This is a genomic window from Pedobacter sp. JY14-1, assembly GCF_029269825.1.
Lineage (GTDB): Bacteria > Bacteroidota > Bacteroidia > Sphingobacteriales > Sphingobacteriaceae > Pedobacter.
In genome coordinates this window covers 816,504-840,728 of sequence record NZ_JARJHU010000001.1, presented here as the reverse complement: position 1 = coordinate 840,728, position 24,225 = coordinate 816,504, and the positions used below count along the sequence as shown (strand labels likewise).

Genomic DNA, 24,225 nt, shown 5'->3' with positions numbered 1-24,225 from the left:
TATTAACTTCCCACTACCACTTTGGCAAAGCGGATCACTTTATCGTTCAATGTATAACCCTTTTCCAGCTCATCGATCACCTTGCCTTTCAGTTCTTCAGCAGGTGCCGGCACGTTAGTGATCGCCTCGTGGTTGTCGGTATCAAAAACCTGGTTGATGCTTTCCATTTCTTTAAGGCCCTTCTGTGCCAGTACGCTCTTCAGCTTGGTATGGACCAGTGAGACGCCCTCGCGGATCGAAGCTACATCAGTGGCGCTTTCCATGGCTTTATTTGCACGGTCAAAGTCGTCCAGTATGGGCAGAAGAGCAACAATCACATCCTTTCCTGCGGTCTGCAATAATTCAATACGCTCCTTTTGCGTGCGGCGCTTAAAATTATCAAACTCTGCAAACAGGCGCAGGTATTTATCATTCAGTGCCGCTACTTCCTGCTGTAATTTTTCTTCAGCGGACAACTCTGGAGCCTTTTCTTCCGTTGCCGTTTCCCCGGCAGTCGTTTCTTCTTCCGGTACAGTTTGCTCATCTGTATTCAATGGTGTCTCGTTCTGGTTCACTTTATCTTCGTTAGGATTGTTCTTCTTGCCAAACATAGTATCAGTAGAATTTTTTGATGAAGTTCAAAATTTTTGCCAATGGTCATTTTCAGGCCATGCTGTCAGTTTATACTGCAGCTGACTGACGATAATGCTGAAAACGAATGTTTTGTCAGATGCCCTGGCCGGACAGGTTATACAATCTGGGCATCTTCGTGTACGATGCCACCCTCGCATTTGATAATCCGGGAAGGCATGGTCCTGATGATATGGTAGTCATGCGTGGCCATTAGTACAGCTGTGCCACTCTGGCTGATCTGTTTCAGCAGCAGTACAATTTCCTCAGAGGTATCAGGGTCCAGGTTGCCTGTGGGTTCATCTGCCAGAATGATCTCGGGGGTATTCAGCAAAGCTCTGGCAATTACCACACGCTGCTGCTCACCACCCGAAAGCTCGTGCGGCATTTTTTTTATCTTAGACCTCAGGCCTACTTTTTCGAGCACGTCCTTTATGCGCTCGGCGATCAGTGCCTTGTCCGTCCAGCCGGTTGCTTTGAGCACAAATTCCAGGTTTTTTTCTACCGTACGGTCAGTCAGCAGCTGGAAGTCCTGGAAAACGATGCCCAGCTTGCGGCGCAGGTAGGGTACCTCCTTATTAGAAAGATTGCGAAGATCAAAGCCGGCTACAATACCGTCACCATTGCCGATGTGCAGGTCGCCGTAGATGATCTTCAATAAACTGCTCTTTCCCGAACCAGTCTGTCCGATCAGGAATACAAACTCTCCCTTATCTATATTCAGATTAACATCCGACAGCACCAGGTGCTTTTGCTGAAATACGTCTACTTTCCTCAGGTTGATAACTGCGTTTCCTGTCATTTCAAATATCAATTTTAGCGATCTTGCCAAAGGGCAGATCATGAACGACTTCCATAATATAACCAAGTTTATCGCCCAGTCCCAGCTTGTCCAGTGATTTGTCTGGCCGGTCCACACGGAAATACGCGAGTAAGGTGAACTTTTCGTCCCTTAACTGCACATAATCCGGTATTTTGGCAATACCCTTGACTTTAATAACATACATCAGGTCAAAAATAGTATTTCCAAATGAGAAATAAGGCATCTATCTGATGATCATCACCGATCCGGTGAGCGGTTCTACCTCTTCGCGCAGACGGATGAAATAATAATACACCCCCGTCGGAAGGTCTTGTCCCCCGCGCTTGCCGTCCCATGGCTTTAAATAACCTTTACTTTCAAATACAGTTTCGCCGTAGCGATTTACCACTTTCACCACAGGCTCTTCAAAAGCGTCTATCGCCGTAATATTCCAGGTATCGTTTACCTGGTCATTGTTCGGGCTGAAGGCAGAGGGGATCACCATCTTATCATATACCTGTACGAAGACCTCGTCTCTGGCCACTTCACAACCCAGGCTGGAATATACACTGAGCGTATAAGTCATGCTTTGCGGCGGCGTCACCTTAGGATTCAGCGATCTCGGGTCGGCTACACCTGTCTCCGGGCTCCAGGAAAAATAGATGCCGTCACCACTGGCCTTTCCGCTCAGCGTGGTGTAATTGCCCAGGAGGGATTTTCTGTCCGGACCGGCATCTGCCACCGGAGATTTATTGACCTGTACCCTTACCTGCGCCGTGCGAAAGCAGGTACCCCTGTACACTTTTACCGTATATACCGTGGTCACGGGCGGGGACGCCATAGGATTTGCAATATTCGGATCAGAAAGCCCAAGTGCAGGCTCCCAGCTGTAATGGTCTCCGCCGGAAGCCTCCAGTTGTACCTGGGAACCGGTGCATACCTGTGTGTCTCCGGTTACTTTCGGAACCGGCGGGTCCACAATTTTGACATCGACAGCGGCGCTGACATCGCATCCGCCGATCCTTGCATAAGCGGTATAGGTTCCCTGCATTCCATGTGTCGCATTATAGATGACGGGTGTCCTGGTGTCTGCGATCACTTTCCCCGCAGGGTCCCTCCATTCGATTTTATTAGGTATAATGTTGATATCCAGGATAATATTATCTCCTACACAAACTGGCCCGTTGCTCATTGCTTCCAGTACCGGGGGCTTATTTACACGGATCGTTAATGTTGGCGATGACGTGCGACAATCAGGGGAGTTGAAGTTCTGAGGTTCGGCTACTACCATACGGTATTGGTAGACACCCAGCTGGGCATCCGTAAATTTTACTTCCATTTCTGTCCCGGTTTCACCTGGGATGTCTATCCAGTCTGCACCGGCGGACCGTTGCCATTGGTATTTTAATGTGGCAGATCCCCCCTCTATATCTGTGCTTAGTTTTACCGACGAATTGGAATGCTCACAGATATCTGTGGTTGCAGTATTGCTTGTGCCTGCCCTGGCGGTGATCAAAGGGCCGCATGGCCTGAACGTAATGTCATCAATGGCAATGTCATTGCCACCGCCCCCCGGACCATTGTTGACCATCCTGATCTTTACCTCGCCACCGCTGGTAGTGGTAAACAGAAAGCCGTATTGGGTCCATACCGGGTTGTTATTGCGAAGGTCACCCGTGTTGTACGTCTGCAATACCTGGCCGTCTACCGAAAGAATGGAGAACGTAATATTCGGTTTATTGCCGCCTTCATTCCGGAGCATATTGATCACCCAGGCCGCAAATTCATAGGTTGTATTAGGGCAGAGGGAAATAGCGGAACTGGATTCATAGAAGACACCAGGATCGTAATCTGCGTTTACGATCATCATATAGCCGTTAAAATCTCCGGGAGTATGATTATAAATCGTGTACCAGCCCCGGTTCATGCCTATCGTGGATTGTGCAATGGTGTACTCACCGTCTTCGGGGCTTTTCGTGACAAATTTATAATTACTGTTGCTAAAAGGAGGTCCAAACTGAGACGAACCCCTTCCGAAATCAATATTGACTACAGGATCGCCCAAAGAACCGGTACATACCTGAGCAAGAGCGGCAAAGGAAGCGCAAAAAATCAGTGAAAAAAGTAAGATAAGTGGTTTCAGGTCCCTGCATGTCAATTTGTTTAGGATTGACCATACAAGATAACATTTTCAGGCTAATCCTGCAATGCACACAGAAAGGTAATGGTATTTACCTCGTCGGCATAATCCCATAACCTGGGATGCTGGCTCTGCCCGAAATTTACTATGGGCAGGCCGCAGTCTCCCGAAAGTCTTCCGGTCACGCACTGTATTTCGTCACGTCTTTCGTTTAATGCACTAATCACACTGTCAAGCGTGTCATAGTACTCAAAATAAACTACGGCAAGGGGAGAAGCAATAGCCTGGTCTTCCTTCAGCAAAAGGAAGCCGTTGTCGTAATGTAGGGTCTGGTTGACCAGGTAGATAGACTTGTTGTAGTCGTAATTGTTATTGTACTTGAAATGGTTGATGATCCCTTTGTAAGACTCGAGCGGAACAAAGAGCTTTGAGACATCATAATCTGAAGGGAGATAAACCTTAGATACATTTCTGCAACCCATTCCGAAGTAATCAAAAATGTCATGCCCCAGCGCAGCGATCTCCTCTGGACTTTCCTCCCCCGTGAGTATCGCTACACTGTTCCTGTTCCTGCGGATGATGTTTGGTACTTTTCCAAAATAATACTCGAAATAGCGTGAAGTATTATTGCTGCCTGTGGCGATTACCGCATCAAAATCCTTCAGCCTGTCTGTGTATACGATCCGTTCCCGCAGCCCCGGTTCAAATCCGGTCAGTTTATCGAGCACTGCAGGCAATAGTTTGTCATCAGACGAAGACAGCTTGATCAACGCAGTGTTACCTGTTGCAAGGACGCACAACACGTCATGGAAACCTACCATGGGAATGTTGCCGGCCAGAATCAGTCCAATGCGTTGGGGGCGTGCAGCGATCCGGATGCCTGAGAACCACTGATGCAGGTCTTCCTCATTCAGCATCTCCCGGATGCCGCCTAGTGCCAGTTCGACTGCCTCGGGTGTGAACCAGCTGTTGGCAAGTGCAGCCAGCCTTATTTTTGCCTGGAATGCTTCATCAGGACTGCCGATAAAAGTATTAAGTTTTTTTAATGCAATAATTAAGTTTTCGGCAGTCAGCGATGGCATAAATTCGGCGAAATTAAAGTTTAAATATTATATTTGCGTTACAAAGGTAACTTACCAATTAGATTTAGACGAAGACATGGCTATTAAAATAACAGACGAATGTATTAATTGCGGGGCATGTGAGCCTGAATGTCCTAATAACGCAATTTATGATGCAGGTACTGCATGGCGATTTTCAGACGGTACTAATCTTAGCGGGATCATTGAGTTCGGCGGTGCAGAGATTGATGCCGATGCGGCTCAGGATGCCGGATCTGACGAAGTATATTATATTGTTTCCGATAAGTGTACTGAATGTAAAGGCTTTCACGATGAACCACAATGTGCTGCGGTTTGCCCTGTAGACTGCTGTGTGGATGATGAGGACGTACGGGAGACAGAGGAAGAACTGTTAGCCAAGAAGGCATGGTTGCACCAGGAAGGGTAATACAATATTAAGCAGATATAAAAAAAGGGGTGCTGTCAAGACACCCCTTTTTTTGTTTACGGTAAGACCGAAACACAATTAAAACACGCATTATTCTTTTTCTTCATACTTGTTAGGTACGATCAGTACAGGACAAGCGGACTTTCGGGCGACATGTTCTGCGACGCTACCCATCAGGAAATGATAAAGACCAGTACGGCCATAGGTGCCGATGACAATCAGGTCGGAACCATATTCATCTGACTGATGAATGATGCCATGCGCTGCGCTATCCACTACGCTCATGTATTTTGTGGGGATACCCTGCCCATATTTATTTTCAATTTCCTTTAGCAGCAAATGGCTGTTTTCTTCACTGTTGTCATAGGCCTCCAGGAAAACCGGCGCAAGTGTCAGATCCGGGTTTACATTCGCCGGAACAGGTTCGATGATGTTGACCAGGGCTACTTCTGCACCAAATGTCCGGGCTACACCATAACCCACGCGGGCAGCTTTTTCAGAGCAGGTGCTGTTGTCAACAGCGATTAAGATTTTTTTGAGGTTCATTGTTTTAGATTTTAATGATCATCAGGTTTGTTTGTCAGCTTGTGCCGCTCAGCCGATCTTCTTATCTTTTTCGGGCAGGCAGCTGATCTTTGAGTGCATACTTCCTGAAAACATTTCACAATACACCAGAAAGATCTTGTTGTCAAAACAAATTAAACACGAAAAAGTTTAAATTTAAGCCCTTTATGGAATATATGGAACAACAATATGCCATTTGCCGGGTTGCTGTAGCACCCCTGCGTACAGAACCTTCAGACAAAGCGGAGATTGGTTCTCAACTGCTGTTTGGAGACCATGTGGAAGTGATGGAAAAGCAGGAGCGCTGGTGGCACCTGCGAAGTGCTCTTGATCGTTATGAGGGATGGTCAGATCCAAAGCAGCTTGCTCCTCTTTCGTCTGATCAGTATGCCGCTGCTCACCGCTGTAAAAACCTCGTTCCTGTAGCACCCCTTAACGTTGCAAAAGACAACCGGGGAAATTGTTATTATCTTTCCCCGGGCAGCAGCCTGCCGGATTACCAGGATGGTCGTTGTCTGATTGGTAATGAAGTTTTTGAGCTTGACTTTAAACCTAAGCAAGTTGATTCCACAGCTTTGCCCTCCGGTGAAAGGACTGAAGCAATCATCACCGACGCGCAGTTCTTCCTGAATGCACCATACCTTTGGGGGGGGCGGAACCTGTTCGGAATAGATTGTTCGGGCCTTACACAGGTAGTTTTCAAACTCAATGGTATATCCTTGAACCGAGATGCCTGGCAACAGGCAGAACAGGGTACAGTAGTCGATTTTCTCCAGGAAGCGCAGTCAGGCGACCTTGCCTTTTTCGACAATGCCGAAGGCCGTATCATCCATGTTGGCATCATGATCAGTAACGATAAGATTCTCCACGCATCCGGAAAGGTACGTCAGGACTACATAGACAATCAGGGCATCTATAACGAGGAACTGGGGCGCTATACCCACAAGCTCAGGATTATTAAGCGGTTTACCTAAGATTTTGTTATATTTAGCTTAGTCCTCAACCTAAGCTAATCCGATGAAACCGCTCTTATTCTTTCTTTTTTCCTGTTACAGCTGCCTGGCGCTTGCCCAAAATACGCTGGTTACAAGCCGCAGCAGCAGTAAAATGACCTATGTTTACCTGCTCAGCGAACAGGATGCTTATCAGCAGTTTACAGATAAAGCCGCAAAGCCCCTGCAGGAGTTACTCAAAAATCCTGTGGACAGTTTCCCCAACGGCCGCATCGGTGAATATAAAAATAGCTTGCCCTACGGGGTGTATGTCTATGTAAGCGCCGAACAGAACCGTCTGGTTTATACCCTTCAACCCAGACAGAACCTCAGCATCAGGGTCATTAATGACGGAAAAGATTTCCAGTTTATCCTGCTCGATAGTCTCGGACGGTTCGTGGATGGCCTCAATGCGGTTCAGGGCAGGTCCTCAAAAGTCCGCTATGATCAGCAGGCCCGGCTCTACAGGGCAAGCCCTCAGTCAAAATTCCCGCTGATCCACATAAGGTATCAGGGCGTCATGAATTATTTCTCCTACAATCCGGCAAGTACAGCCCGATGGGAGTCGGATTCCAGGAGACGGAAACCGGAACAACCGGAATACCGTGGGAACCTGATTTTCAACAAACCTAAGTACAAGCCACTGGACACCGTCAAGTTCAAGGCGTATATTGTAAAGGCCAATGGGAAGGCCATTCCAAACAAACTCCTGCGCGCCGAACTGGTGGCCGACATGGACACCATTCCTGTACTGTCTTCATTGAGGTCCTACTGCAACGGGGGCTTTGAGGGCAGTTTCGTTCTTTCGGACAGCCTGGATCTCACGCTCGATCATCGATATCGCCTCGACCTGATCGATGTACACGCCAAAAGGCGTCAGGTCATTTTTTCCAGTTATTTCGAGTTTGAAGACTATCAGCTTTCCAAATCGGCATTGCATTTACGAAGCAGCAGTTCCATCCACTACCCGGGCAGTCCCGTTACGCTTTACATTAAAGCAACTGATGAAAATGGCTTTACGCTTCCGGATGGCAGGGCAGAGGTATATGTCATTGCTGAAGGTGCCCAAAAGTTTTTCAGCGACAGTGAATTTATACCAAAATTCCTCTGGCAGCGTGACATCAGTCTTAACCCCGAAGGCGAAACCCCGCTTACGCTTCCGGACAGCATTTTTCCCAGGGCAAACCTGGGTTTCAGCGTGCAGGTCATTTTCAGGAGCAGCGACAACGAAAAGCTCGATACCAGGCGAAGCTTCAGCTACAGTTATGAAACCCGAAAGGTAATAGCCAAGCTCTCCGCAGACAGTATCCTTTTCGGAATGGAAGTGAACGGCAGGCTGGTGGAAGGAGACGCAGTCCTCTACCGCTACCGCACGAGGTTTGGACAGGCAAAAGATTCGCTTCAAGTGCACCTTCCTGCTGTGGTAAAAATCGATCCACAAGTAAGTATGTACACCTTAAAGACGCCGGACGGGCAACACCATGAAGTTCCCCAGGATCAAACTCAACCACAGTTCAATATCCGCACGGAACGCCGTCCCGGCAGCCTCAGGCTCCTCATAGCTAACCCTCAGCAAACCCCCTTTTGGTACACCATTTTTGAGGGAAATAAAGTCAGGACACGGGGATACTGCCTTAACCTGGATACCAGCATGTCCGTTCTCCCCGCAAAATCGGCCTTCGTCGTCGTCCATTACCTTTGGGGAGACGATGTCTTGCAAAAGGAAGCCAAGGGCCTTTTTGACCCGGAAAACCTCGACATCAAATTGACCGTGCCGGGCGCCGTTTATCCGGGGCAAAGAGCCAAACTCCAATTGCAGGTAACCGATGCCTTTGGCAGGCCCTCTCCCGGAACAGATCTTACCTCCTGGGCTTATACCAACAAATTCGGTAGTTCGGCAGCTGCAGTTCTGCCTGTGCGTTTTCTGCCCGACAATCATTATTCCCGTCAAACCAGACCTTTGCCTTATAATGGCCGGACTGCTTCCGGTGGCGGCAGTGATGCCCTGGACTATGCGCACTGGAACCGCCAGATGCAGCTGGGCCAAATACCCTATTATCAGTTCATTTACCCGGACGAACTATACACCTCCAGAACCTTTACCGGCGATGGAAAAGCCGTTGTCGTGCCGTTCTTGGTTTCCCGGGGCACTGCGTTTCCCGCCAAGCTCGTGTACATTGACGATCGCATCGTTTACTACAGCGCTACAGATCAGTATCAACCTTATGCATTTACAGTAAGCCCGGGGCGGCATAAGCTTACGCTCATTACAGACTACAACAAGATCATCATAGAAGACGAGTTTTCTGCTAATTATAAAACCATTCTCGGCATCGTTCCCGACCCCAGCAGCACCAGGGCAACTGTATCTGTGCTCCAATCGGGTGAGATGATCAAATACCTTCGCGAAATTGATGCGGAGATGCTGTATATTGCGAAGAACTTCGGCGACAACAAGGCAACGATAACCGACGCGCAACAAACCCTGCTGCTCAATCCACCCCAGCAATCCCAGCCTTACGACATCCTCCGCGCAGGGCCATTCTCGGGTAAAAAACTCGTGTTTCAGGCCGGTGGTCTTTATGTTCCGTTTACCCCATCACCCGGTCGGATCCATGTATTCACCCAACAGGGGCTTAACACAAGGCCGCTGGAGCAAGACCTAGCCTCAGCAAGGCGCCAGGGAAGGCGGAAGCACAGCTACCGGGACCAGCCCGCTACCTCCAGGACTATAGACAGTCTCTGGAGCAATTTCGAAGAAGAGATGACCAGATCCTTCTCATTCAGTTCGCTGCCGGACTCACTAAAGACACGGCAGGGCATTTTGCACCTTCAGGTAGACACCTTGTCAAGCAGAAAACCTCCTTTCCTGAAGAATATCATCCTTTACCATAATCAGTACCCGGATGCCATCAATCTCTACCCCGGTTGGTCCACCTATCTCGCCCAGGTCCCGGTGGGCAACTACCGCATCATCCTGCTCCTGAAAGACAATGACTACATTGTGCTCGATAGTATATCCGTAAAAGCCAGCGGTACAAATTTTCTGCGGATACCTGAGGTAAAGATTCACCCTGCCGATGGCGTGAGCAGGGCACTCGCTGAGTCCATCTTAAGCCGGCGCAGAAAGCCTGCGGGTGAAGACAGGGCCGAATTTAAGATACCTGCAACGAAAGTGCTTGATTTTACCGGCATGTCGCCAGATAAGCTGCTGGAACTGAATCTGGCAGTCACTGATTATGCTACAGGTGAGACGTTGCCGGGTGCCCCTGTGTATTATGCAGCAAAAGGCGCGCTAAAGCCTATCGGCCAAACGGATGGAAACGGAAAGATGCAGCTCGCCGTTCCAAAAAAAGGGACACTGACCATCTCCTATACGGGCTACGTCAGCCAAACGTTTAAGATTCCCCGAAACGGTGTTCTGCAAGTACGTATGATGGAAGTACGGAATGAACTCAATGAAGTGGTCATCCGTGGATACGTAGGGCGGGAAGGACAAGGGCGAGTAAACGTAGCAAACGTTCCCGTGGCCAACATAGAGCAGCTTTTGCAGGGAACCGTGGCCGGGCTCAATATTGAACAAAATGGAGCTCCGGGCGTGCGTGCGGCCGTTAACATCCGGGGAACAAATACAACGGGCGGGGATTTTCAGGGCATGCTGATCATCGATGGTAAACCTCAGCAGGGTAAACTTAGCGATATTGACCCGTCTTCCATTATTTCAGTGGAAGTCCTAAAAGCAGACCGTGCCATGGCCCTTTACGGTGATGCCGGGAAAAATGGCGTGATACTCGTATTCACCAACGGACAACCTGATACTGCTGCCGGAGATCGCACTCAGGACGGTGGCAGCGGCATACGCAGCAATTTCTCAGATTATGCCATCTGGGAGCCCAGACTCGTCACCGACCAGGAAGGAAAAGCTGCATTTACAGTCACCTTCCCCGATGACATCACCAGTTGGATCACGAATTTCTTCGCGATGAACGGAAAACGGCAATCCGGAGTTGCGCACGTCTATATACCGTCCTTCAAGAGCTTAACCGCCAGTATCAGCACGCCACAGTTTCTGCTAGCTTCAGATCGGGCCAGCGTGATCGGCAAGCTGGTCAATTATAACGGAAAGGAAGAAGCCTTGTCCCGCCAGTTCAGCTTTAACGGGCAGACGCCGGAAACCCGTCAGTTCAGCATAAAAAATGCACATATAGATACGCTGATTGTAACCGCTCCTGCCTATAAAAACAGCACCGACAGCCTGAAGTTCGAGTACAGCCTGAGCCAGGATAACGGTTATGCAGACGGGGAGCGCCGCGCTATTCCTGTCTTGCCAACCGGCGTCAAGGAAAGCAAGGGTTATTTCAGCAGTCTCCGGTCGGACACGACGCTGACTTACCATGCTGACCCCCGGCTCGGACAGGTCAGCCTGCGGGCTGAAGCATCCCTGTTTCCGGTACTCCTTGATGAAATTGATCAGCTGGTTAACTACGAATATTTGTGTAATGAACAACTGGCCTCCAAGCTGAAAGGCCTCTTGCTGGAAAAGGAGATCAGAAAGCTGCTGAAGCAGGATTTACGCAGAGATAAGGAGGTCAATAAGCTCATCGGAACTTTACTTGGCAATGTGACATCCCAGGGAACCTGGGGCTGGTGGACCGGAACCCAGGAAGAGATGTGGATCAGTTATCATGTGACGGAAGCATTGCTCATGGCACAGCGATCGGGATATAAAGCGGAGCTTAAGACACAGGCATTGTCAGATTACCTCCGGCAGAAGCTGCAAAAGGCAGGGAGTAACGACCTCCTGCAAACGTTCAGACTGCTCAGACTTATTGATCCGGGCTACAAGGACATCAATCTGCCCGAGAAAATCATCCGGAGCGACTCACAGCCTGCTTTGTTTGAGCAACTGCAGGATATGCGGCTTCGTCAGCAGATGGGCGTAGCTGCTGATATCGCATGGCTGTTGAAGCAAAAGAAGCAAACCATGTTTGGCAACAGCTATTGGGGAGAACCCGGCATTTCATTCTGGGACAACAGCATTCAAAATACGCTCCTGGCCTATCAGCTCCTGAAGGCCAGCGGCGGTCATGAAGGGGAGCTGAACAGCATCAGGCATTATTTCCTGGAGCAGCGAAAGGACGGGAAATGGCGCAATACTTACGAGTCTTCACTCATCCTGGAAACCATATTGCCTGACCTGATCGCAGAACAGCGTGCAGGAAACGCTCCCGAGCTGACACTAAATGGTTCCACAATCAAAACATTCCCCTATACGGCGATCCTGCCACCGGGTGAAATCCGGATTTCCAAGAAAGGAAATACGCCCGTTTACTTCACGGCCTATCAGCAGTTCCAAAATACGGCCCCGGAAAAAGCAGGCCGGGATTTTATCATCAGTACCAGCCTTCTGCAGGAGCCCGTACTGAAAGGAGCACCCAATGTCCCGGTATTGCAAGCCGGGAAAGCTGCGGTGCTGAAAGTAGAGGTAAACGTCCGTGCGAATGCAGATTATGTAATGATCGAAGTGCCGATACCCGCAGGCTGTATTTATGAAAGTAAGACGCAGCGCCATAATGGAATTGAAACCCACCGTGAATATTTTAAAGATAAAACCACCATCTTCTGCAGCAAGCTCAAACAGGGGAAATATATTTTCGACATCCGGCTGCTGCCGAGATATTCGGGAACTTATACCTTAAATCCGGCAAAGGCCGAAATGATGTATTTTCCGGTATTTTCCGGCAGGGACGGGATGAAGAAAGTAGAAATCAGGAATTGAACGCCCAGATCATGACCTGCCGGTCATCTCCCGTAGAGATCAGGTATTTTCCGTCGGCGCTCCAGATGAGTTTATTGACGGAATGCCTATGGCCCTCTGTGCCTTTTTCAATGCTCAGTATTTTATATAACCTGAAATCATCTGCACCCCATAGCTTGATACTTTTGTCCTGGCTGCTGGTTGCAAAGAAAGGTGCAAACGGATGATAAGCAATTGTATAAACGCTGAACATATGGGCTGCCACATTGGCCTGCAGCTCATAATCCGGTAAATCCCAGACCTTTAGTTGTGCATCACGGCCGCCTGACAGTAGGAAGCGGCCATCGGGAGCATATTTCAGCGAGGTTACCGGCATACCATGACCGGACAATGTTTTTAAAAGCCCGTAATCGGCAGAATTGTATATCCTGATCATGCTATCCTTACAGCCCAGGGCAATCTCAGTTCCTGCTTGGTTTACTGCGATGCAACGAACGGTGTCCCTGATCACGGGAAAATTATATAATAAGGTATAATCCCTGATCGACCACACTGCCAGTTCCCCGTCTTCGCCACTGCTCAGCAACTCCTGCTTCTGAGGAAGTACCATAAGATCGAAAACAGCCTTCTTATGATGGGATAGTGTGGAAATTGTTTCCTGTTTCAGCAGGTCATATACCAGTATCAGTCCGCTGCGCTGCGCAACAAAGAGCAGGTTTTCATGACGGTGGAGTGCATATACTGAGCTTTGAACGGGTACCAGTACTTTGACAAAAGACATGGTCTCCAGAGACCATTCCACAACACCTTTGTCGTTGCCGGCACTATAAAATCCCTTCCCGTCCGCAGTATTCGCCAGGGCATATACCGGGTTCTGATGACCGGGAAGAGTATGTAAGTGCTTCAGCATTTAAGGCTATTTGTGGCGCCCTTCCAGGTTCAGCCCGATATCTGCAAGGGTTTTTCCTTTTTCCCTTAACAGAACAAGCAGGTGAAATATCAGGTCAGAACTTTCATTGATGAAATCAGCATCCGATTCTGCCAGGGCAGCAATGACCGTTTCTACGCCTTCTTCACCTACCTTCTGCGCAATTTTGTTCAATCCCTTGCTGCGCAGTTTGTTGACATAGGATTCAGCAGATGGGTGATCATAGCGGTCAGCAATGATCTGCTCCAGCTGAAAAACAAAATTCTGGTTGTAAGCCGTTTTAAAGCAGCTCCGGGACCCGGTATGGCAGGTAGGGCCTGCCGGGCTGGCTTTGATGAGCAGGGTATCGTTGTCGCAATCGATATGCGTTTCCTTCACAAACAGAAAATTGCCGCTCTCTTCGCCCTTGGTCCAGAGCCGGTTCTTAGACCTGGAAAAAAAGGTCACTTTGCCTTCCGCCTGTGTTTTTTGCCAGGCTTCATCGTTCATATAGCCCAGCATCAGTACTTCAAGCGTCTGCACATCCTGTATGATTACGGGCACCAGGCCTCCGGTCTTTTCAAAATCTATCTTCATATCCTGACAGGAATATTGTGTTTTTTTAATTCTTCTTTAAGCGCAGGTATGGGAATCTCCCCGAAATGGAACACCGAAGCAGCGAGTGCCGCATCCACACCGGTTTCCAGGAATACTTCTGTGAAATGCTCCATTTTCCCTGCACCGCCTGAAGCGATCACCGGTATGTTCACAGCATTACATATTTTGCCCAGCAGACCGCAGTCAAAGCCATTTTTTGTGCCGTCATGGTCCATAGAGGTCAGTAATATCTCGCCCGCTCCCAGGTTCTCCGCATTCCGGATCCATTCTTCCGTAAGCAGTTCCGTAGGTAGTCTTCCCCCATTCAGATGCACAATATTGCGACCGTCCAGCAGTTTGGTATCCACCGCAACAACAACGAACTGGACCCCGAAAGCCCTGGCCAGGTCTTCGATCAGCCCTGGGTTCCTCACTGCAGCCGAATTGATGGATATTTTGTCAGCTCCTGAATTGAGAAGGGCCTCTGCATCGGCGACCGAAGTAATGCCACCACCAATGGTAAACGGAATGTTCAGCTGTCTGGCTACTGCTTTCACCATTTCTATCGTTGTACCCCGACGCTCATGTGTAGCCGTAATGTCTAGGAAAACCAGCTCATCCGCTCCCTGTTGTGCATATTGCCAGGCCAGCTCCACCGGGTCTCCTGCGTCCTTCAGGTCTACAAAGTTCACACCCTTAACGGTGCGTCCGTCCTTTACGTCGAGACAGGGTATAATGCGCTTACTTAACATCTATAAAGAAGTCATTTGCTTCAGGTTCCATTGCTTGATCTCATCGATGGTGATCCTGTTCTCATAAATCGCCTTTCCGACAACTACCGAACGGATATCAAGCTGAGCCAGTTCTTCAATATCCTTCATAGAGCTGATACCACCTGAAGCGATCAGTTTAATGAAAGGGGAGTGGTCGAGTAGCTTACGGTACAGTTCAACCGCTGCGCCGCCCAGTTTACCATCCTTATTGATGTCTGTGCACAGAAAACGGAAAAAGCCCAGTTGCAGGCATTTATCCACATAATCCATCAGTTTGATCGGGGAGCTTTCCATCCATCCGCTGTATTTGATGACCTCGTCCAGCACATCGATCGCGATGACAATCCGGTTAGCATAATCATATTTTTTACCGACCTCAGTACTCAGCTGTTTGAGAAAATCAGGGTTGGTAATGGCCTGCGTACCTACAATAACCCTGTGAACGCCAGAGTCCAGCAGGTCCGTCACCTGCTGAATGGTACGGATACCGCCACCATACTGTACTTTCATGTCCGTTTTCTTGATGACATCGAACAAAGTAGCCTGATTGCTGAAATCTCCTTTGGCACCGTTAAGATCAATGATATGTATGAATTCAGTCCCATTAGATCTGTAGGTATTGATCATCTCCTCAATAGAAACGTCGTAGACTGTTTTCTGGTCATAATCACCTTCCCTCAGGCGTACTACTTTACCGTCCAATATATCAATTGCAGGAATTATATACATTTTAATGCTTTAAGTTTGAAAAATTCTTTAATAAACGCTCTCCTGCGTTTCCTGATTTCTCAGGGTGAAATTGCACCCCATAGAAATTATCCCGCTGCACTCCTGCTGAGAAAGGCAGTCCGTACTCCGCAGTTGCGATGTCAAAATTAGGGTTATATTCAATAAAGTACGAATGCACGAAGTAAAATTGTGACAGATTTTCAACACCTTCAAACAATGAATTGTTTTGGTGACGGATATTGTTCCAGCCCATATGTGGTATCTTGATTCCCAACGATTTGTCAAAGAGCCGTGTCTTTACCGGTACGATCCCCATCATCTCTGCATCACCTTCTTCAGAATGCTCCGTCAGGAGCTGCATGCCTACACAGATGCCAAGCACCGGTTTCTTCAATGCCCGGAGCGGCTCAACCAGTCCGGTCTGCTTTAGTTTTTCCATCGCAGTACCGGCATGGCCAACACCAGGGATAATGATGTGGCTGTACTTGTCCAGATCAGCCTCTTCATGGATCATGCCATATTCTAAGTCCAGCCTGTCCAGTGCCGAGGTAAGTGAGAAAATATTGCCCGCGCCGTAGTTTACAATTCCGATCATATTCAATGATTTATAAAACACCCTTTGTACTCGGCAACACCAGTTTTTCCGGATCCCGTTTGATCGCCATTTTAATCGCTTTTGCAAATGCCTTAAATACCGCTTCTATTTTATGATGCTCATTATCACCTTCGGCCTTGATGTTCAGGTTACACTTTGCCGCATCGCTGAACGACTTGAAGAAATGATAGAACATTTCGGTCGGTACGTCGCCTACTCTTTCCCGCTTGAACTCCGCGTCCCAGACAATCCAGGGCCTGCCGCCAAAGTCAATTGCCGCCTGTGCCAGGCAATCGTCCATCGGCAGGTAAAAACCATAACGTTCAAGACCGAGTTTATTGCCGATGGCCTTTGCGAAGGCTTCGCCTAATGCAATGCCGGTATCTTCTATGGTATGATGTTCGTCGATATGAAGATCACCTTCGGTACGGATAAAAAGATCGACGCTGCCATGACGTGCGATCTGGTCCAGCATGTGATCGAAAAAATTCAGGCCGGTGTGTACGTCTGCCTTCCCAGTGCCTTCCAGGTCAATCCCGATCGCAATTTTTGTTTCGTTCGTGTTGCGCTCATGATAGACCTTACGCGCACCAGCCTTCAGCATCATATAAATATCTGCCCAGTCAGAAGTCTGCAAGGCGATATAGTCACCCAGCGTCTCCGCTTTTTCCATTTGTTCGCCGGAGCCCAGGGAGTCATTGTTCCTGATCCAGATCGCCTTCGCACCCAGGTTCTTCGCCAGGATCACATCGTTTAGCCGGTCGCCGATCACATAGGAACTGGGCAGGTCATAGCCTTCATTAAAGAAGTGCTGCAACAGGCCGGTGTTCGGTTTGCGTGTCGGCGCGTTCTCATGCGCAAAAGTCTTGTCAATGATCACCTCGCTGAACACTGCGCCCTCACCGGCAAAAGTGTCCATGATGAAGTTGTGGACCGGCCAGAAATTTTCCTCGGGATGAGAAGCTGTCCCCAGTCCGTCCTGGTTAGTCACCATCACCAGGGTATAATCAAGTTCAGCTGCAATGCGTGAAAGGTAATAAAGCGCTTTAGGATAAAAGGCCAGCTTTGCAAACGAATCTACCTGCTCATCCTCCGGTTCCTTGACCAGCGTTCCGTCGCGGTCTATAAAAAGTACTTTTTTCATTTGATTTCTTTAAGCGCTTCCAGTAATGTTTTGTTTTCTTCAGGCGTTCCGATAGTGATCCTCAGGCAACCTTCACATAAGGCCACCTTTGAGCGATCACGTACAATGATCCCCCGATCTACGAGTGCGTCGTAAGTGCCCTTTGCATCATTCACCCTGGCTAATATAAAGTTGGCGTCCGAAGGGTATACTTGCTGAACGGTATCCAATGCCTCGAGGTCTCTGCTCAACTGTTCCCTTTCCGCAACAGTTTCCCGGATCCATTCATTTACCTGTGCTACATTTTTTAAAGCTTCCAATGCGATGTCCTGTGTAGCCTGGTTGATGTTGTAGGGCGGTTTTACCTTGTTCAGGATATCGATCACCTTTTGTGACGCGAAGGCCATACCCAACCTCAGCGCGGCCAGCCCCCAGGCCTTTGAAAAAGTTTGCATTACGACCAAGTTCGGATATTCTGTCAGCTCCTGGATAAAAGTTTTCTGCTTTGCATAATTGATATAGGCTTCGTCGATCACAACAAGTCCCTTGAAATTGGCAAGCACAGTCTCAATATCCGCTCTCACGATCGAATTGCCAGTGGGGTTGTTCGGTGAACAGATAAAGATCAATTTGGTATGCTGGTCAACCGCCTCGGCGATGCCCTCAAGGTCGAGCTGGTAGCTGGGCATCAGGTTTACCCTGCGCACTTCTACATTATTGATACCCGCTGATACCTCATACATTCCATAAGTAGGAGGGAGGACAATCACATTATCCCGTCCCGGTTCGCAAAAAGCCCTGAACAACAGGTCAATTGCCTCGTCGCTGCCGTTACCTAAAAAAGTATTTTCAATGGGTACGCCCTTGATTTTGCTGATCGCCTCCTTGAGGTCAAGCTGCAGCGGGTCGGGGTAGCGGTTATAACTGCGGGTCTGCCCGTCCAATTCATCCAGCGGGGAACCGAACCCGTTTTCATTGGCATCCAGAAACACACTGGCCTGGCCCTTATATTCATCCCTGGCCGTAGAATAAGGCTTCAGGTTTTTAATATTTTCTCTTTGTAAATCGTTAACGTCCATTTTTTAGCTTGTTTAAACGTTCTTCATCCTGATGCTCATCGCATTTTTGTGAGCCTCCAGACCTTCTGCCTCAGCGAGTACTTCTACTGTGCGGCCGATCTGCTGCAGACCTTCCGGGTCAATGCGCTGGAAAGTGATCTTCTTTACAAAGGAATCCAGCGAAACACCCGAATAAGCCCGTGCAAATCCGCTTGTCGGTAAGGTATGATTGGTTCCCGAGGCATAATCTCCTGCACTTTCGGGGGTCAGGTTGCCCAGGAATACGGAACCCGCATTTTGTACCAACGGCACCAGGTCTTCAAAGCTATTAGTCGCAAGGATCAGGTGCTCGGGTGCATAGGCATTGCTGAAAGCCATGCCCTGTTCGAGGTCTGCTACCACCACCGCATAAGAATTTTCAATTGCCTTTGCCGCCACGTCCCGGCGGGGCAGCGCCTGAAGCTGCACTTCCAGTTCCTGCATCACTTGTTCCACAAGGGCATCAGAAGTCGCCACCAGGATCGCCTGCGAATCCGCTCCGTGCTCCGCCTGGGCCAGTAAATCTGCCGCGACAAATGCGGGCACGCAAGTTTCATCAGCCAGCACCAGCACCTCAGAAGGCCCGGCCGGCATGTCAATTGCAGTCCCGGCAGCAGACTGTACCAGTTGCTTGGCCTGGGTCACGTAACGGTTGCCAGGTCCGAATATCTTATACACTTTAGGCACGCTTTCCGTTCCGTAGGCCATCGCCGCGACAGCCTGGGCGCCGCCGATCAGGTACACCCGTGCTACACCCAGTTTCTGCGCTGCGTAAGCGACATAGCAATTTGTTTTACCGTCCTTCTGCGGTGGTGAACACACCACGATCTCCTTACATCCGGCCAGTTGAGCAGGAACGCCCAGCATGAGGAATGTACTTGGCAATACTGCAGACCCCCCCGGGATATACATGCCTACCTTATCGATCGGACGGTTTTCCCTCCAGCAGTTCACGCCCGGCATGGTTTCTACCTCAGCATCCAGGTGGATCTGAGCCGCATGGAAACTCCGTATATTTTCATAGGCAGTGTCGATGGCCAATCTGGCTTCATCAGGTATACCCGCTGCGATCGCAGCCAGCTCCTCAGCATCTAGGTAAAGGCGATTCAGCAACACCTGGTCAAATTGCCGTGCATAGTCCAGCAAGGCTTTGTCACCTTCATTCCTGACACGTTCAGTAATTTCACGTACGCGTTCCCGGACGACCTGATCGTCCTCCAGCTGCCGCAGGCAGAGTACTTCAATCTGCTGTGGCGTTAGGTCCCGATAGTTATAGGTTTTCATCTGTTCATTATTTTTTTGAGTTTTCAGATGTTCCTTATAATTAAGCAATAATCTTTTCGATTGGCATCACCACGATGCCTTCCGCGCCAGCAGCTTTAAGGCTGTTGATCTTTTCCCAAAAATCATATTCGGCAATAACAGAGTGTACCGCCACCCAGTTTTCATCAAACAGCGGTACCACAGTAGGACTCTTTACACCGGGCAGCAGGTCAACAATCTTTTGCAGGTTGTCCTTTGCAACGTTCAGTACTACATATTTGGTTTCTTTCGCGCGAAGAACAGAACGTATCCTTTGTAAGAGTTCCTGTACTTCAGGGAGCATCTCCGAACCCGCCTTGCCGATCAGCACTGCCTCAGATTTCATAACCTCTGAAAATGGCTTAAGTCCGTTGCTTCTTAAGGTGCCACCGGTTGAGACAATATCGCAGATTGCATCGCTGAGGCCTAATCCCGGCCCGATCTCAACGGACCCTGAAATAGTCCTTACTTCTGCATGTATATTGTTCTCTTTCAGGTATTTTTCCAGGATCACAGGGTAAGAGGTGGCAATAGCCTTACCGCTTAGCTGCTGCAATCCGGTAATTTCACTATCATTTGGTATTGCAATCTTCAGCGTACATTTGCCAAAGCCCAGCTTTTGAAGGTAAGTAACCTCTGCCCCGGTTTCCACGATTACGTTCTCGCCGGCAATTCCAAGATCGGCAATCCCGTCCTGTACGTATTCGGGGATATCGTCATCACGCAGAAAAAGAATTTCCAGCGGAAAATTGGTAACTGTCGATATGAGTGAGCTTTTGTAGTTTTCAAACGATAAACCACAATTTTTGAGGATCTCTACTGATTTTTCATTTAACCTACCCGATTTCTGGATAGCTATTTTAAGTGTTTTCACTTGATGCTTTTAGAATTATTGAATTAAACAGGAAATAAATGACCGGAATTTCGTTTTGAAGTACAAAACATCTACATATACATCGCCTGCAGGCGATGGTGAAAATGTAAATGATGGTTCAAAACGTTGTTCATGTCTTTTATCAGCCCTCTTATCAACAATAGTTAGCATTAACGAGGTGCGGCAAATATAAGGATTTCCGGATAATATGCAACAAACTGTGTAAAATTGAAATCGAAGATAACAAGCCTGTACGTCCATTTAACCCTTCCATTGACGGATAAGGAAATCAACCGACAGTTAAAAACTCCTGACAATGCTGTTGTGCAATGTCTTCGGGCTCCAGTAACCGCTGGCGATAATCCTCCTGATGGTATATAGCGGCTCATTGGGGTCGCGTTTATCTGCCAGGGCAAAGGCCATGCGGAAGCCGCGTTTTTTAAGTTCAGGGATACCCTGGCTGTTCCAGAGGCCGAAGGGATAGGCAAACTCCGTCATTTTCTTGCCGGTAATTTCCTCGAGTTTTTTTGTCGGTTTATCCAGTTGTTCTTCCCAGTCCTTACCCGTATATTTTTTAAAGTTTTTGTGATCATAGGTATGACTGCCGATGACGTTGCCCTCATCGGAAAGCTGTTTGATCTGCTCCCTGGTCATGTAATCTACAAACTTGCCCTTGCGGCCAATGGAAACCGTCATAATGAAGTACACCGCCTTGAAGCCATACTTTTTCAAAGTAGGATTTGCAATGGTGAACTGGTCCATGTCGGTATCGTCGAAGGTCAGCATGATGGGTTTGCTGGGCAGTGGGGCGCCGGTATTGAGATAGGCATACAACTGATCCGGTAGGATCGTGTGGTACCCGCTGTCGGCGAGCATCTTCATCTGGTCTTTGAAGTTCTGGATCTCTACGATATAATCTTTACCCACCTTTCCGTCGGTAGGCTTCCAGTTGCGAACCTGATGGTAACACAGGATGGGTACCTGCTTGCGTTCGAGTATGGTTTTCGGATCGGCGGGCTTGATCTTGCTGACATCGACTGCGGCTGCAGGGTTGCCATCTGATGCAGAGGCTTCGCCGCTCCCCGCCGGCGCTGTGCCTGAGGTGGTATCTGCGCCGTCTTTTGCTGAACTGGTCTGGGATTTCGACTGACAGCCCGCAGTAAGCATTATTGCGGCAGCCAGGAGGGTGATGACTTGTCGTTTCATGGTTATGTATTTGGGCAAAAATATCATTAATCATCAATTTATTACAAATAAATCCAGTCAGCAAAGGCAATTAATCGGTAATTTAGGTGCGCCTAAACCAAGACCATTCATGAAGAAACTCTACACGCTGGCCGTACTGACGCTGTTCGCAGGTTTTTACAGTGCCGCCCAGGAAAAGGACGGCCGGGACCGAACCTTTACCCTGATTGAAAACCGGCCTGCTGCTCAGAAAGCCAATTATCAGCTGGCTTCCCGTTTTTCACCCGCGAAGCTGAAGAAGATGGTATATTCGACGGGGGTAGATGCACACTGGCTGAAACAAAGTAACCGTTTCTGGTACGAATATGAGACGCCTTCGGGTAAGCAATGGTATATTGTTAATCCTGTAGCGCGCAGTAAAAAGAAACTTTTTGACATCGCCCGGCTGGCAGCTGACATCACTACCATTGTCAGGGACCCTTTTGACGCACAGCATCTGCCACTGGAAAACCTGAAGTTTTCAGCCGATGAAAGGCAAGTCACTTTTGAGGTACGAAGTACGATTGATGAGGTAAAGAAGGATCGCAAGGACAAGAAGGCGGCCGATTCTATGCAGAAAAAGATATTCTTTTTCAATTACGACATTGCTTCTTCGAAACTGACAGAAGTGCCTAATTATACCAAACCCAAGGCCAAACCTTCCTGGGGCTCGGTAGCTCCCGATTCCTCAGCCATTATCTTTACCCGTAACTATAACCTCTACTGGATGGATAAGGAAAACTATAAGAAGGCGGTAAAGAACGAGGACGATAGTACGATTGTAGAGCATCAGCTGACTAAGGACGGAGTTAAATTTTATTCCTACGGGTCAGATGGTAGTGGAGAAAACAATGAGGAAGTGATTAAAAATGATAAAAAGCGCAGGGGCGCTTATGTCGTCTGGTCACCGGATTCAAAATATTTTGTGTTGCAGCGCTCGGATTCAAGAAAGGTGGGTGACCTCTGGGTGATCAATAACGTAGCCCCGGGACGGCCGACCCTGGAAACCTACAAATACCAGATGCCTGGGGAGAAGGAAGCCCCTCAAGATGAGATTCTCCTGTTTGATTTTGCTGCAAAAAATTATAAAAAGATCAACACCACTGCTTTTAAAGATCAAAGCCTTTCCGTGTTCAGGGCGCCTTCACTGGCGAAAGACCGGGACAACGAATTCCGCCCTTCGGTCTGGCTGGGCAATAATGCAAGGTTCTACATCTCGCGTACGAGCCGTGACCTCAAGCGGGTAGATATCTGTACGATCGACATCCGGAGCGGCGAGGTAAGGCCCGTGATCGAGGAGCGTTTCAATACTTATGTGGAGATCAACCGGCCAGGTATTGTCAATGATGGCAAGGAACTGATCCATTGGTCCGAGCGTGATGGCTGGGCTCATTTTTACCTGTTTGACGGCAACGGGAAGCTGAAGAACCAGATCACCAAAGGACCTTTCCATTGCGAGGATATCGTGAATATCGATGAAAAGGCACGTTTACTTTATTTCACCGCAAATGGCAGGGAGGCGAAGGAAAACCCATATTACCAGCATCTTTACCGGGTTAATTTTGATGGGTCGGGGCTTAAGCTGCTCAGCCCGGGCGATTTTGACCACGCCACCAGTATGAATGACAATATGCGCTTCTTTGTAGATAATTTCAGCAGGGTAAACACAGCGCCAAAATCAGTGCTGATGGATACCCGCGGAAATAAGGTGATGGATCTGGAGACTACCGATCTCTCGTTGCTGATGGCTGCTGGCTACAAGTTCCCGGAACCCTTCAGGGTGAAGGCAGATGATGGTATCACCGACCTGTACGGGGTGATGTATAAGCCTTTCGACTTCGATCCGGGCAAGCGTTATCCGATCATTGAGTATGTTTATCCCGGACCACAGACGGAAGCTGTGAATACGGCTTTCAGCAAATCGATGGACCGAACAGACCGCCTGGCGCAGTTCGGTTATATTGTGATTACGGTTGGTAACAGGGGCGGTAATCCGGCGCGGTCCAAATGGTACCACACCTATGGGTACGGTAACCTGCGCGATTATGGACTGGCTGATAAAAAGGCAGCAGCAGAACAGCTTGCCGCAAAATATCCATTCATCGATATCGATAAAGTGGGGATCACGGGTCATTCGGGAGGGGGATTTATGTCCACCGCAGCGATGCTGGTCTATCCTGATTTCTTTAAGGCTGCGGTTTCTAATGCAGGGAACCATGACAACAGCATTTACAACCGCTGGTGGAGCGAGAAGCACCATGGCGTAAAGGAGATCGTTTCTGCAAAGGGCGACACAACTTTTCAGTACAACATAGACAAAAACCCGGACCTCGCCAAAAACCTGAAAGGCCATTTGCTGCTGATGACCGGCGATGTAGACAATAACGTCCATCCTGCCAATACCATCAGGGTGGCCAATGCGCTTATGAAAGCGGGTAAGCGTTTCGAGTTTGTGATCATGCCGGGCCAGCGTCACGCATTCGGAGACCTTACCGAGTATGGGTTCTGGAAGCTCGCCGATCATTTCAACAGGTATCTCATTGGTGATGCCTCCAGGACAGAGGAAGTAAACATCACAGAGATTGACCGGGACATAGAACAAAAAAGATAAGATAAGCGTTATAACGTCC

At 48.7% G+C, this 24,225-nt stretch carries 20 protein-coding genes; 4 read left to right on the top strand and 16 right to left on the bottom strand.

All coding sequences use genetic code 11. From position 1 onward, the window contains the following. Positions 1 to 2: 2 nt before the first annotated feature. From P2W84_RS03685 to P2W84_RS03665, 5 genes are all read right to left on the bottom strand, one after another. A complete protein-coding gene (locus P2W84_RS03685; protein ID WP_276088754.1) occupies positions 3 to 590 on the bottom strand; it encodes a nucleotide exchange factor GrpE in 588 nt (195 codons plus the stop codon). A 137-nt stretch (positions 591 to 727) separates the two neighbouring features. After that, positions 728 to 1,411 carry an ATP-binding cassette domain-containing protein gene (locus tag P2W84_RS03680; RefSeq protein WP_276088753.1) on the bottom strand — a complete coding sequence of 228 codons (684 nt, stop codon included), beginning with the start codon at positions 1,409 to 1,411 and terminating at the stop codon, positions 728 to 730. Position 1,412: 1 nt separating this feature from the next. Beyond that, a complete protein-coding gene (locus P2W84_RS03675) occupies positions 1,413 to 1,616 on the bottom strand; it encodes a fructose-6-phosphate aldolase (protein WP_276088752.1) in 204 nt (67 codons plus the stop codon). A 39-nt stretch (positions 1,617 to 1,655) separates the two neighbouring features. After that, positions 1,656 to 3,569 (bottom strand): gliding motility-associated C-terminal domain-containing protein, encoded by a 1,914-nt coding sequence (locus P2W84_RS03670; RefSeq protein ID WP_276088751.1) that lies wholly within the window; start codon positions 3,567 to 3,569, stop codon positions 1,656 to 1,658. Positions 3,570 to 3,607: 38 nt separating this feature from the next. Beyond that, the gene (locus P2W84_RS03665; RefSeq protein WP_276088750.1) at positions 3,608 to 4,633 is read right to left on the bottom strand and encodes an acyl-CoA reductase; all 1,026 of its coding nucleotides are present in this window, start codon (positions 4,631 to 4,633) and stop codon (positions 3,608 to 3,610) included. A gap of 76 nt (positions 4,634 to 4,709) precedes the next feature. On the opposite strand from P2W84_RS03665, the gene P2W84_RS03660 reads away from it, so the two are divergent. Then, on the top strand, positions 4,710 to 5,060 hold the full coding sequence (locus tag P2W84_RS03660) for a 4Fe-4S dicluster domain-containing protein (protein ID WP_276088749.1): 351 nt from the start codon (positions 4,710 to 4,712) through the stop codon (positions 5,058 to 5,060). 90 nt (positions 5,061 to 5,150) lie between these two features. Here P2W84_RS03660 and P2W84_RS03655 read toward each other — a convergent pair whose 3' ends face one another. Further along, positions 5,151 to 5,606: a universal stress protein gene (locus P2W84_RS03655; RefSeq protein WP_276088748.1), complete on the bottom strand. Its 456-nt coding sequence runs from the start codon at positions 5,604 to 5,606 to the stop codon at positions 5,151 to 5,153. 185 nt (positions 5,607 to 5,791) lie between these two features. Between P2W84_RS03655 and P2W84_RS03650 the strand changes: the two genes are divergently transcribed. Beyond that, positions 5,792 to 6,598 (top strand): C40 family peptidase, encoded by an 807-nt coding sequence (locus P2W84_RS03650; protein WP_276088747.1) that lies wholly within the window; start codon positions 5,792 to 5,794, stop codon positions 6,596 to 6,598. A 43-nt stretch (positions 6,599 to 6,641) separates the two neighbouring features. Next, entirely contained in the window at positions 6,642 to 12,395 is a 5,754-nt protein-coding gene (locus tag P2W84_RS03645) for an alpha-2-macroglobulin family protein (protein WP_276088746.1), read from the top strand. On the opposite strand, the gene P2W84_RS03640 is transcribed toward P2W84_RS03645, so the two are convergent. From P2W84_RS03640 to P2W84_RS03595, 10 genes are all read right to left on the bottom strand, one after another. Further along, on the bottom strand, positions 12,385 to 13,284 hold the full coding sequence (locus tag P2W84_RS03640) for a WD40 repeat domain-containing protein (RefSeq protein WP_276088745.1): 900 nt from the start codon (positions 13,282 to 13,284) through the stop codon (positions 12,385 to 12,387). The genes P2W84_RS03645 and P2W84_RS03640 overlap by 11 nt on opposite strands. 6 nt (positions 13,285 to 13,290) lie before the next feature. After that, positions 13,291 to 13,878, bottom strand: a complete 588-nt coding sequence (hisIE, locus tag P2W84_RS03635) for a bifunctional phosphoribosyl-AMP cyclohydrolase/phosphoribosyl-ATP diphosphatase HisIE (RefSeq protein WP_276088744.1) — start codon at positions 13,876 to 13,878, stop codon at positions 13,291 to 13,293. Further along, complete coding sequence (hisF, locus tag P2W84_RS03630; protein ID WP_276088743.1) at positions 13,875 to 14,630, bottom strand: imidazole glycerol phosphate synthase subunit HisF; 756 nt, start codon at positions 14,628 to 14,630, stop codon at positions 13,875 to 13,877. Before hisF ends, hisIE begins: the two co-directional genes overlap by 4 nt. Further along, a complete protein-coding gene (gene hisA, locus P2W84_RS03625; protein ID WP_276088742.1) occupies positions 14,631 to 15,380 on the bottom strand; it encodes a 1-(5-phosphoribosyl)-5-[(5-phosphoribosylamino)methylideneamino]imidazole-4-carboxamide isomerase in 750 nt (249 codons plus the stop codon). Position 15,381: 1 nt separating this feature from the next. Next, positions 15,382 to 15,975: an imidazole glycerol phosphate synthase subunit HisH gene (gene hisH / locus P2W84_RS03620; RefSeq protein ID WP_276088741.1), complete on the bottom strand. Its 594-nt coding sequence runs from the start codon at positions 15,973 to 15,975 to the stop codon at positions 15,382 to 15,384. Between the two features lie 10 nt (positions 15,976 to 15,985). Continuing rightward, entirely contained in the window at positions 15,986 to 17,119 is a 1,134-nt protein-coding gene (gene hisB / locus P2W84_RS03615) for a bifunctional histidinol-phosphatase/imidazoleglycerol-phosphate dehydratase HisB (RefSeq protein WP_276088740.1), read from the bottom strand. Further along, positions 17,116 to 18,177, bottom strand: coding sequence for a histidinol-phosphate transaminase (gene hisC, locus P2W84_RS03610; protein ID WP_276088739.1), 1,062 nt, complete (start codon positions 18,175 to 18,177; stop codon positions 17,116 to 17,118). The genes hisB and hisC overlap by 4 nt, the downstream gene beginning before the upstream one ends. Positions 18,178 to 18,189: 12 nt before the next feature. Next, complete coding sequence (gene hisD / locus P2W84_RS03605; RefSeq protein WP_276088738.1) at positions 18,190 to 19,479, bottom strand: histidinol dehydrogenase; 1,290 nt, start codon at positions 19,477 to 19,479, stop codon at positions 18,190 to 18,192. Between the two features lie 40 nt (positions 19,480 to 19,519). Then, complete coding sequence (gene hisG, locus P2W84_RS03600) at positions 19,520 to 20,371, bottom strand: ATP phosphoribosyltransferase (protein WP_276088737.1); 852 nt, start codon at positions 20,369 to 20,371, stop codon at positions 19,520 to 19,522. Between the two features lie 300 nt (positions 20,372 to 20,671). Continuing rightward, positions 20,672 to 21,577: a polysaccharide deacetylase family protein gene (locus P2W84_RS03595; RefSeq protein WP_276088736.1), complete on the bottom strand. Its 906-nt coding sequence runs from the start codon at positions 21,575 to 21,577 to the stop codon at positions 20,672 to 20,674. A gap of 109 nt (positions 21,578 to 21,686) precedes the next feature. Between P2W84_RS03595 and P2W84_RS03590 the strand changes: the two genes are divergently transcribed. Continuing rightward, positions 21,687 to 24,206, top strand: a complete 2,520-nt coding sequence (locus P2W84_RS03590; protein WP_276088735.1) for a DPP IV N-terminal domain-containing protein — start codon at positions 21,687 to 21,689, stop codon at positions 24,204 to 24,206. Positions 24,207 to 24,225 lie beyond the last annotated feature (19 nt).